Source organism: Bacillus sp. TH22 (assembly GCF_016651015.1).
GTDB classification, from domain to species: Bacteria; Bacillota; Bacilli; order Bacillales; family Bacillaceae_G; genus Bacillus_A; species Bacillus_A mycoides.
Window position 1 is genome coordinate 2,949,087 of record NZ_JAEKER010000001.1, and the last position, 11,884, is coordinate 2,960,970.

The 11,884-nt window shown below is 40.6% G+C and carries 7 protein-coding genes; all 7 read right to left on the reverse strand.

The features are described 5' to 3' along the window. Window positions 1-59 precede the first annotated feature (59 nt). Window positions 60-2,138 carry an elongation factor G gene (gene fusA / locus JFU18_RS14965; protein ID WP_002139943.1) on the reverse strand — a complete coding sequence of 693 codons (2,079 nt, stop codon included), beginning with the start codon at window positions 2,136-2,138 and terminating at the stop codon, window positions 60-62. A gap of 206 nt (window positions 2,139-2,344) precedes the next feature. Beyond that, on the reverse strand, window positions 2,345-2,815 hold the full coding sequence (gene rpsG / locus JFU18_RS14970; RefSeq protein WP_002063416.1) for a 30S ribosomal protein S7: 471 nt from the start codon (window positions 2,813-2,815) through the stop codon (window positions 2,345-2,347). Window positions 2,816-2,844: 29 nt separating this feature from the next. Further along, entirely contained in the window at window positions 2,845-3,267 is a 423-nt protein-coding gene (gene rpsL, locus JFU18_RS14975) for a 30S ribosomal protein S12 (protein ID WP_001142341.1), read from the reverse strand. 114 nt (window positions 3,268-3,381) lie between these two features. Continuing rightward, window positions 3,382-3,630 (reverse strand): 50S ribosomal protein L7ae-like protein, encoded by a 249-nt coding sequence (locus JFU18_RS14980; protein ID WP_000121833.1) that lies wholly within the window; start codon window positions 3,628-3,630, stop codon window positions 3,382-3,384. Window positions 3,631-3,743: 113 nt separating this feature from the next. Further along, window positions 3,744-7,355: a DNA-directed RNA polymerase subunit beta' gene (rpoC, locus tag JFU18_RS14985; RefSeq protein ID WP_002063415.1), complete on the reverse strand. Its 3,612-nt coding sequence runs from the start codon at window positions 7,353-7,355 to the stop codon at window positions 3,744-3,746. Between the two features lie 37 nt (window positions 7,356-7,392). Continuing rightward, entirely contained in the window at window positions 7,393-10,926 is a 3,534-nt protein-coding gene (gene rpoB / locus JFU18_RS14990; RefSeq protein WP_002113316.1) for a DNA-directed RNA polymerase subunit beta, read from the reverse strand. Window positions 10,927-11,217: 291 nt separating this feature from the next. Further along, on the reverse strand, window positions 11,218-11,817 hold the full coding sequence (locus JFU18_RS14995; protein ID WP_201032303.1) for a class I SAM-dependent methyltransferase: 600 nt from the start codon (window positions 11,815-11,817) through the stop codon (window positions 11,218-11,220). Between the last annotated feature and the right edge of the window lie 67 nt (window positions 11,818-11,884).

The following is an 11,884-nucleotide window of genomic DNA, read 5'->3' on the forward strand; positions in this document are numbered from 1 at the left end:
TGCGTCTCACTTTCTAAGCTTACATAAGTAGTTATACTTGAACAATCGATAAAAATCAATTATTCACCTTTATTTTTTTTAATAATTTCTTCAGAAACAGACTTCGGTACTTCTTCATAATGATCAAATGTCATTGAGAATGTTCCGCGTCCTTGAGTGTTAGAACGTAATGCTGTTGCATAACCGAACATTTCAGAAAGTGGAACCATAGCGCGAACAACTTGTGCGTTACCGCGAGCTTCCATACCTTCTACACGTCCACGACGAGATGTTACGTCGCCCATAATGTCACCCATGTACTCTTCAGGAATTACAACTTCAACTTTCATCATTGGCTCAAGAATTACTGGGCTACATTTAGAAACCGCAGCTTTAAGCGCCATAGATGCAGCGATTTTGAACGCCATCTCAGATGAATCGACATCATGGTAAGATCCGTCAACTAACGCAGCTTTAATATCAACTAGTGGATAACCAGCTAGTACACCATTTTTAAGTGCGTCTTCAAGACCCGCTCCAACAGCTGGGATGTATTCACGTGGAACTACACCACCGACAACCTTGTTTTGGAATTCGAATCCTTTACCTTCTTCATTAGGTTCAAACTCAATCCAAACGTGACCGAATTGTCCACGACCACCAGATTGACGAGCGAACTTACCTTCAACTTTCGCAGCAGCGCGGAAAGTCTCACGGTATGCTACCTGAGGAGCACCAACGTTTGCTTCCACTTTGAATTCACGGCGCATACGGTCAACAATGATATCAAGGTGAAGTTCACCCATACCAGCGATGATTGTTTGGCCAGTTTCTTGGTCAGTGTGAGCACGGAATGTTGGATCTTCTTCAGAAAGCTTAGATAATGCTGTACCCATTTTATCTTGGTCAGCTTTAGATTTTGGTTCGATAGCTACAGAGATAACTGGTTCTGGGAATTCCATAGACTCAAGGATAACAAGACTCTTCTCATCACAAAGAGTATCACCAGTAGTAGTATCTTTTAAACCTACAGCAGCAGCGATATCACCAGCGTAAACTGTTGAAATCTCTTCACGGCTGTTAGCGTGCATTTGTAGGATACGACCTACACGCTCACGCTTACCTTTAGTTGAGTTTTTCACGTATGATCCAGAGTTTAACACACCAGAGTACACACGGAAGAACGTTAACTTACCAACATAAGGGTCAGTCATGATTTTGAATGCTAGAGCTGCGAATGGTTCTTCATCGCTAGACTTACGCTCGATAGCTTCCTCCGTATCCGGAAGAGTACCTTTAATAGCGGGTACATCTAATGGAGATGGTAGGTAGTCAATAACTGCGTCTAACAGAATTTGAACACCTTTATTTTTGAATGCAGAACCACAGATTACTGGGAAGAATTCAACAGAAGTTGTAGCCTTACGGATACCAGCTTTAAGCTCTTCTACAGTGATTTCTTCACCTTCTAGGTACTTCATCATCATTTCTTCATCAAGCTCAGCTACCGCTTCAATAAGTTTCCCACGGTATTCTTCAGCTAATTCTTTGTGCTCTTCAGGAATTTCAACACGCTCGATGTCTGTTCCTAAATCGTTACTGTACATGTAAGCACACTCTTCAACAAGGTCAATAATACCATTGAACTCGTCTTCAGCACCGATTGGTAACTGAATTGGATGTGCGTTTGCTTGTAAACGATCGTGGATTGTTCCTACAGAGTATAAGAAATCTGCACCAATCTTATCCATTTTGTTAACGAATACGATACGAGGTACACCATAAGTAGTAGCCTGACGCCAAACAGTTTCTGTTTGTGGTTCTACACCAGATTGTGCATCAAGTACTGCTACTGCGCCATCAAGTACGCGTAAAGAACGTTCTACTTCTACTGTGAAATCTACGTGTCCTGGAGTGTCAATGATATTTACACGGTGACCTTTCCATTGTGCTGTAGTTGCAGCAGAAGTAATTGTGATACCACGTTCTTGCTCTTGCTCCATCCAGTCCATCTGAGATGCACCTTCATGAGTTTCACCGATTTTATGAATACGTCCTGTATAATACAGAATACGCTCAGTTGCTGTTGTTTTACCAGCATCGATGTGAGCCATGATACCAATATTACGAGTGTTTTCTAAAGAGAACTCTCTAGTCATTTGGTGTCTTGCTCCTTCCATATATGGATTGGATTATTTTATTTTAAGTAGCAAAAAAGCCACTTTATATTGTTACATATGCCAGTGTCCAGTACCCTCATTATGTAAAACGAGCGCCCAACGAAAGGGAGAGGCATTCTCCCTCTCCACACTTCCATAAGCGACAAATAAAGCGGTTTATGCTTACATTTATTTTACGTTGAATCCTACCAACGGTAATGAGCAAATGCTTTGTTAGCTTCTGCCATTTTATGAGTATCTTCACGTTTCTTAACAGCTGCACCAGCGTTGTTAGATGCATCTAAGATTTCGTAAGCTAGACGCTCTTCCATAGTTTTTTCACCACGAAGACGAGCATAGTTTACTAACCAGCGAAGACCTAAAGTTGTACGGCGTTCTGGACGAACCTCAACTGGAACTTGGTAGTTAGCACCACCAACACGACGAGCGCGTACTTCAAGAACAGGCATGATGTTCTTAAGAGCTTGCTCGAATACTTCCATTGGTTCTTTATCTGAACGTTCACGAACGATCTCGAAAGCGTTATAAAGAATTGTTTGAGATTTACCTTTTTTACCGTCAACCATCATTTTGTTGATTAGGCGTGTTACAAGCTTAGAATTGTACATTGGATCTGGTAACACGTCACGTTTCGCAACAGGTCCTTTACGAGGCATATTGAGTTCCTCCTTTCATTATAAATTTATTATTTTTTAGCAGGTTTTGGTCGCTTAGTACCATATTTAGAACGTCCTTGCATACGTTTGTCAACACCAGCTGTATCAAGCGCACCACGAACGATGTGGTAACGTACCCCTGGTAAATCCTTTACTCGACCACCGCGAATTAATACTACGCTATGCTCTTGTAGGTTATGACCGATACCTGGGATGTAAGCTGTAACTTCAATACCATTTGTTAAACGTACACGAGCGTATTTACGTAACGCTGAGTTAGGTTTCTTCGGAGTCATTGTACCAACACGAGTACACACACCACGTTTTTGAGGTGCAGAGATATCAGTTGATTTTTTCTTTAAAGAATTAAAACCTTTGTTTAACGCAGGTGATTTAGACTTCCATACTTTATCAGTACGACCATTTCTCACTAATTGGTTAATAGTAGGCATTTGATTATCCTCCCTTCGCATGTTTGTATGACCACATATCCAGGTGGTTCATTATTAGTTGAAAACAAAGTTTTTGCAAGGAAGAGCAAATGCTCTCTCCTCACAAAAACAGTTTTAACTTATTATTCCTATTGCTGAAGCTCCCACTTGAATCCCCGAAACTTTTCCAAGCTTACGAACTGATTCAACTTTTGTTATGGGTATGTTATGTTGCAAGGCAGTACGAATGATAACATGGGTTAACCGCACATCAGCATCTTCCGCAATAACAACTTCTTTAACTATACCATTTTTGATTGCTTCCAATGTTCGTTTATGACCAACGACTACATTTTCAGCATTTGACACTTTTTGATAAGACATATAAATATCCTCCAAAGCATCGTTCAGGAGCAACCTTGATTATAGTAACATTTTGTCTCATACAATGTCAACTAGGATTAGCTGTTTTTATACAAAATTTACGACGGAAAATTTTACTGTTCCACATAAACTTCATCGTTTTCTACATTCATGTTATCTTGTGTTGTTTTTACAAGATCCACTTTGCGATAACGATTCATACCTGTTCCAGCAGGAACAAGCTTACCGATAATAACATTCTCTTTCAATCCTAGAAGCTCATCGCGTTTACCCTTAATTGCTGCATCTGTTAGAACACGAGTTGTTTCTTGGAATGACGCCGCAGATAAGAACGAATCTGTCTCAAGTGAAGCTTTTGTAATACCAAGTAGAACCGGTCTAGCCGTTGCTGGTTGTTTACCTTTCAGTAACACCTTCGCATTCGCATCAGTAAACTGATGGATATCTAGTAACGTTCCTGGTAATACATCTGTTTCACCCGCATCACTTACACGAACTTTACGTAGCATTTGACGTACCATTACTTCTACGTGTTTGTCACCAATTTCTACCCCTTGCATACGGTATACTTTTTGAACTTCACGTAATAAGTATTCTTGAACTGCTGTAATGTCCGTTACTTTTAGTAATTCCTTCGGATCAATAGAACCTTCTGTTAACTCTTTACCGTGGCTAATTGGCTGTCCTAGAGTTACTTTCAGACGAGCACCGTAAGGAATAGCATACGTACGAGCTTCAACTTCACCCTGTACAACTACTTCTTGGCGATCTTTAACATCGTTGATCGCTGCGATAACACCGTCAATTTCACTGATAACTGCCTGACCCTTCGGATTACGAGCTTCGAAGATCTCTTGGATACGAGGTAAACCTTGTGTGATGTCATCTCCGGCAACCCCACCTGTATGGAACGTACGCATCGTTAACTGTGTACCTGGCTCACCGATAGATTGAGCTGCGATAATACCTACCGCTTCTCCTACTTCTACGTCTGTACCAGTTGCTAAGTTACGACCGTAACACTTCTTACATACACCATGGCGAGTATTACACGTAAACGCTGAACGAATGTTTACAGTTTCAACACCCGACTTTTCAACGATATGAGCAATGTCTTCAGTAATTAATTGATTTTCAGCAATTAATACTTCACCTGTTTCAGGATGTTTTACAGTTTTTCTCGCAAAACGTCCAACAAGACGATCATATAGTGACTCAATAACTTCATTACCCTCTTTAATCGCACCAATTAGTAAACCACGATCTGTTCCACAATCATCTTGACGAACAATTACATCTTGTGCAACGTCTACAAGACGACGTGTTAAGTAACCAGAATCGGCAGTTTTAAGTGCTGTATCGGCAAGACCTTTACGCGCACCATGCGTAGAGATGAAGTATTCAAGTACTGTTAAACCTTCACGGAAACTTGATTTGATCGGAAGCTCAATGATACGACCAGATGGATTGGCCATCAGACCACGCATACCAGCAAGCTGAGTAAAGTTCGATGCATTACCACGGGCACCGGAATCACTCATCATGAAGATTGGGTTGCGTTTATTCAAGGATTTCATCAGTTTTCCTTGGATAACATCTTTTGCATTACTCCAAATAGAGATAACGCGATCGTAACGTTCTTCTTCCGTGATTAAACCGCGACGGAATTGTTTAATTACATTATCTACTTTTGCTTGTGCTTCATGGAGAATTTCATTTTTTTCGCCTAATACAAGAATGTCTGATACCCCAACTGTAATACCAGCTTTTGTAGAGTATTTAAATCCTAAGTTTTTCATACGGTCAAGCATGCGAGATGTTTCCGTAATTTGGAAACGTTTGAATACTTCCGCAATAATGTTACCAAGGATTTTCTTGCTAAATGGCGCCACTTCTTCGCGACTAGCAATAATTTCTTTAATGTTCGCACCTTTTTCAACGAAATATTCCGCTGGTGTTTCTTTTTCAAGGTTTGAGTTTGTTGGTTCATTAATATAAGGGAACGACTCTGGTAAGATTTCGTTAAATATTAATTTACCAACTGTTGTTAATAGAAGCTTACTCTTTTGCTCTTCAGTAAATGTTACATTATTTACCGAACTCGCAGCAACTGCAACACGTGTGTGCAGATGTACATATCCATTTTGGTATGCAAGTATTGCTTCGTTTGCATCTTTGAAGACCATACCTTCACCGATTGCACCCTCGCGCTCAAGTGTTAAGTAATAGTTACCTAATACCATATCCTGAGATGGAGTAACAACTGGTTTTCCGTCTTTTGGATTCAAGATGTTTTGTGCCGCTAACATAAGAATACGAGCTTCTGCTTGTGCCTCTGATGATAACGGAACGTGAACCGCCATTTGGTCACCGTCAAAGTCCGCGTTGTATGCAGTGCATACAAGTGGGTGAAGACGGATTGCACGACCTTCTACTAGTGTAGGTTCAAACGCCTGGATACCAAGACGGTGAAGTGTTGGTGCGCGGTTTAGAAGTACTGGATGCTCTTTGATCACAGATTCTAAAACGTCCCAAACTTCAGGGTGTACACGCTCGATTTTACGTTTAGCACTCTTAATGTTGTGTGCTAATCCTTTTCCAACTAACTCTTTCATAACGAAAGGTTTAAACAATTCCAGTGCCATTTCTTTCGGTAATCCACATTGGTACATCTTTAAGTTCGGTCCTACAACGATTACAGAACGGCCAGAGTAGTCAACACGTTTACCTAATAAGTTTTGACGGAAACGTCCTTGTTTACCTTTAAGCATGTGAGATAGTGATTTTAATGGACGGTTACCTGGTCCAGTAACTGGACGGCCACGGCGACCATTATCGATTAATGCGTCTACAGCTTCTTGTAACATACGTTTTTCGTTTTGAACGATGATGCTTGGTGCACCTAAGTCCAATAGACGTTTTAAACGGTTGTTACGGTTAATTACACGACGATATAAGTCGTTTAAGTCAGAAGTAGCAAAACGTCCACCATCTAACTGTACCATCGGGCGTAGTTCTGGTGGGATAACTGGAAGAACCTCTAAGATCATCCAAGATGGGTGATTTCCAGAGTTACGGAATGCTTCTAATACTTCTAGACGTTTAATAGCACGAGTACGGCGTTGTCCTTGTGCTGTTTTTAATTCTTCTTTTAAGAAGTCTACTTCTTTATCTAAATCGATGTCTTGCAGTAATTTTTTAATCGCTTCTGCACCCATAGCAGCATGGAATGTACTGCCATATCGATCACGATATGCACGGTATTCTTTTTCAGAAAGTAATTGCTTCTTATCAAGTGGTGTATCTCCACTTTCTGTTACAACATAAGAAGCGAAATAAATTACTTCTTCAAGCGCGCGAGGGGACATGTCTAAGACAAGTCCCATGCGGCTCGGGATACCTTTGAAATACCAAATATGAGATACAGGAGCAGCTAATTCGATATGACCCATACGTTCACGACGAACTTTTGCACGCGTTACTTCAACGCCACATCGATCACAAACTACACCTTTATAACGTACACGTTTATATTTCCCGCAATGACATTCCCAGTCCTTTTGTGGTCCGAAAATACGCTCACAGAACAAGCCATCTTTTTCAGGCTTTAACGTACGATAGTTAATTGTTTCTGGTTTCTTAACTTCACCGTATGACCAAGAACGAATCTTGTCAGGTGAAGCAAGTCCAATCTTCATATATTCAAAGTTATTTACATCTATCAAGGGGCCTACCTCCCTTTTAGTCTACAGGTTATCCCAATTATTCCTTAGTTGTCTCAACTTCAACATTCAATTTATCTGCTGATTGATGATCATCGTCATCTTCCGTATCACGCATTTCAATTTCTGTATCGTTGATAGACATCATTTTAACGTCCATACCTAAACTTTGCAGTTCTTTAATCAATACTTTGAATGATTCAGGAACGCCTGGTTCTGGAACATTTTCACCTTTAACAATTGCTTCATACGTCTTAACACGTCCAATAACATCATCAGACTTCACTGTTAAGATTTCTTGAAGAGTATAAGCAGCACCATAAGCTTCAAGTGCCCAAACCTCCATCTCACCGAAACGCTGTCCACCGAACTGAGCTTTACCTCCAAGAGGTTGCTGCGTTACAAGTGAGTATGGTCCAGTAGAACGAGCATGAAGTTTATCGTCAACCATGTGCGCAAGTTTGATCATATACATGACACCAACAGATACACGGTTATCGAATGGCTCACCAGTACGTCCGTCATACAGGATTGTTTTCGCGTCATTTGCCATACCAGCTTCTTCAATTGTGCCCCATACATCTTCCTCACGAGCACCATCGAATACCGGTGTTGCAATGTGAATACCAAGGTATCTTGCTGCCATACCAAGATGAAGCTCTAATACCTGACCGATATTCATACGAGATGGTACCCCTAATGGGTTTAACATGATATCGATTGGCGTACCATCTGGTAAGTAAGGCATATCTTCTTCCGGTAAAATACGGGAGATAACACCTTTGTTACCATGACGACCGGCCATTTTGTCACCTTCAGAAATTTTACGCTTTTGAACGATATATGCACGTACAAGTTGATTCACGCCTGGTGGCAATTCATCGCCATCTTCACGGTTAAACACTTTTACGTCTAAGATAATACCGCCACCACCGTGTGGTACACGTAGTGATGTATCACGTACTTCACGTGCTTTTTCACCGAAGATTGCATGTAATAGACGTTCTTCTGCCGTTAATTCTGTTACACCTTTTGGCGTTACTTTACCAACAAGTAGATCTCCATCTTTTACTTCAGCACCGACGCGAATAATACCGCGCTCGTCAAGATTACGAAGTGCATCTTCTCCAACATTCGGGATATCACGTGTAATTTCTTCTGGTCCAAGCTTCGTATCACGAGCTTCTGATTCATATTCTTCAATATGGATAGAAGTGTACACATCATCTTTTACAAGGCGCTCACTCATGATGATCGCATCCTCATAGTTATAACCGTCCCATGTCATAAAGCCAACAAGCACGTTACGTCCAAGCGCCAGTTCACCTAGTTCCATAGAAGGACCATCCGCAAGGATTTCACCTTTTACAACTTGGTCTCCAACACTTACGATTGGACGTTGGTTGTAGCAAGTTCCTTGGTTAGAACGAATGAATTTTTGCATTTTGTAGCGATCTAAGTCGCCTTTTACTGTTTGACCGTCAACGTCTACATAGCGACGTACCCAAACTTCACGTGCTTCTACGCGCTCAACAACACCAGGCTGTTTACAGATTACTGCAGCACCTGAGTCTTTTGCTGATACGTACTCCATACCTGTACCTACAATCGGAGATTCCGGATTTATTAACGGAACCGCCTGACGTTGCATGTTCGCTCCCATAAGTGCGCGGTTAGAGTCATCGTTTTCTAAGAACGGAATACAAGCTGTCGCTGCCGACACTACTTGTTTTGGAGATACATCCATGTAGTCGATGCGTTCTTTATTTGTGACAATGTTTTCACCACGGAAACGAGCTACGATATCTTCATCAAGGAATTCCCCTACTTCAGATAATTTCATATTCGCTTGGGCTACAACATAGTTATCTTCTTCATCTGCTGTTAAATAATCAACCTGCCCTGTTACAAGACCAGTTTCTGGGTCAACACGACGGTATGGCGTTTCAATGAAACCAAACTCATTTACTTTCGCAAACGAAGATAATGAGTTAATCAAACCGATGTTTGGTCCCTCTGGCGTTTCAATTGGACACATACGACCATAGTGAGAGTAGTGAACGTCACGTACTTCAAAGCCTGCGCGCTCACGCGTTAAACCACCGGGTCCTAATGCAGATAGTCTTCGTTTGTGAGTTAACTCTGCTAATGGGTTTGTTTGATCCATGAACTGAGATAACTGAGAACTTCCGAAGAACTCTTTAATAGATGCAATAACCGGGCGAATGTTAATTAACGCTTGTGGTGTAATTGCATTTGTATCTTGAATCGACATTCTCTCACGAACAACACGTTCCATACGAGAAAGACCGATACGGAATTGGTTTTGTAGTAACTCTCCTACAGAACGCAGACGACGATTCCCTAAGTGGTCAATATCATCTGTATCCCCTACTTTATATAGCAAGTTAAAGAAGTAGCTAATAGAAGCAAGAATATCACCTGGTGTGATGTGTTTTATATCACGAGTAATATTTGCATTCCCAATTACGTTTATAGATCGTTCGCCTTCTGATTCTGGAGCATAAATCTTAATAGATTGCAGCTCAACATCGCCTGCTACCACTCCACCCATTGGTTTCGCTGTTTTGAATCCAATGTTTTTCTCTAAGTAAGGTAGAATGCGATCCAGTGTACGACGATCTAAGACTGTTCCTTCTGCCGCTAAAATTTCACCAGTTTCTGGATCCACCAGTGTTTCAGCTAAACGTTGGTTAAACAATCTGTTTTTAATGTGTAGCTTTTTGTTGATCTTATAGCGACCTACATTTGCTAAATCGTAGCGCTTCGGATCAAAGAAACGAGACACAAGTAAGCTCTTTGCATTTTCTACTGTTGGTGGTTCACCAGGGCGTAGACGCTCATAAATTTCAAGCAATGCTTTCTCTGTGCTATCTGTGTTGTCTTTTTCTAACGTATTGCTTAAGTATTCGTTATCACCTAAAAGCTCGGTGATTTCTTGATCAGAGCCAAACCCTAATGCGCGTAACAAAACAGTTACAGGAAGTTTACGCGTACGGTCAATACGCACATATACAACATCCTTAGCATCTGTTTCATACTCTAACCAAGCTCCGCGGTTTGGAATTACAGTAGCAGTAAAACCACGTTTTCCGTTTTTATCCACTTTGCCACTATAGTATACGCTTGGAGAGCGAACTAACTGGGAAACGATAACACGTTCTGCACCGTTAATTACGAATGTTCCAGTCTCTGTCATGAGTGGGAAATCTCCCATGAACACATCTTGTTCTTTTACTTCACCAGTTTCCTTGTTGATTAGACGCACTTTTACACGAAGTGGTGCTGCATACGTCACATCACGCTCTTTGCATTCTTCTACAGAGTATTTAGGTTCACCCAAGCTGTAGTCGATAAATTCAAGCGATAGATTTCCCGTAAAGTCTTCGATCGGAGAAATGTCTTGGAACATTTCTCGCAAACCCTCATCAAGAAACCACTGATAAGAAGAGGTTTGAATTTCGATAAGATTTGGTAACTCTAATACTTCACTAATACGGGCATAACTTCTTCGTTGGCGGTGGCGTCCGTATTGAACTAGTTGACCTGTCAACTGCTTCACCCCTCAAATCATGAGTATTATAAATGCACAAAAAAATTTGTGCAAAATCACAAATAAATACAACTACTGCTATTAGCGTAGTTTTTTTCTCTTAAAGATAGATACGTTGAGTCTTTCTACCTGCTCAAAAAAGAAAAATGGCTTCTATAAGAAAACCATCATTCTGTTTCATAATCTGCTGATTTTACTATCTTTTCCAAGAGAAGCAAAAATATACATCTTTCTCAACGCAGAAAATCATATATTGGCATTGTATAATGTTAACATAGCCAAAAATAACCGTCAACGCTTTTTTGATTTTATGATATAATATCCTTTTTTCTTTTCTACAACTTCAACTTCAGAAAATACTTCTTCTAGTTTTTTCATCGCAGATGGCGCACCTTGTTTCTTTTGAATAACAATCCACAATTCTCCACCTGAAACTAAATACTCCACAGCCTTTTCTAAAATCTCATGCACGATATCTTTACCAGCACGAATTGGAGGATTAGATAGAATAACAGCATACTTGCCATCTACATTTTCATAGACACTACTTTGCAAAATACGTATATTTTCAATTCTGTTATTAGCGGCATTTTCTTTTGCAAGTCCCAAGGCCCTTTCATTCACATCCACCATGTGAATTTCACGTTTTTGAAACTCTTTCGCTAACGACAAACCGATTGGACCGTACCCACATCCTACGTCTAACACATTACCTTTAACATCTGGCATTTGAAACGCTTCAATTAAAAGACGAGAACCAAAGTCCACTTCGTTTTTCGAGAACACCCCATGGTCAGATAAAAAAGTAAATCGAGATTCACGAAGTGTAACTTCCCATCGTTTTCGATCACTTTTACTAGAAGGGTCGTTAGAAAAATAATGGTCTGCCATATGGCCACCTCTTTTCTTTACAGTTAAAAAAAAAGCTCGCATAAGAGCGAGCTTTTTTTAAAGCACC

Excerpts from the sequence above, each read along its gene's own strand:
- JFU18_RS14995 (WP_201032303.1), bottom strand. The coding sequence starts at position 11,817 with ATGGCAGACCATTATTTTTCTAACGACCCTTCTAGTAAAAGTGATCGA.
- rpsG (WP_002063416.1), bottom strand. The coding sequence starts at position 2,815 with ATGCCTCGTAAAGGACCTGTTGCGAAACGTGACGTGTTACCAGATCCA.
- JFU18_RS14980 (WP_000121833.1), bottom strand. The coding sequence starts at position 3,630 with ATGTCTTATCAAAAAGTGTCAAATGCTGAAAATGTAGTCGTTGGTCAT.
- fusA (WP_002139943.1), bottom strand. The coding sequence starts at position 2,138 with ATGACTAGAGAGTTCTCTTTAGAAAACACTCGTAATATTGGTATCATG.
- rpsL (WP_001142341.1), bottom strand. The coding sequence starts at position 3,267 with ATGCCTACTATTAACCAATTAGTGAGAAATGGTCGTACTGATAAAGTA.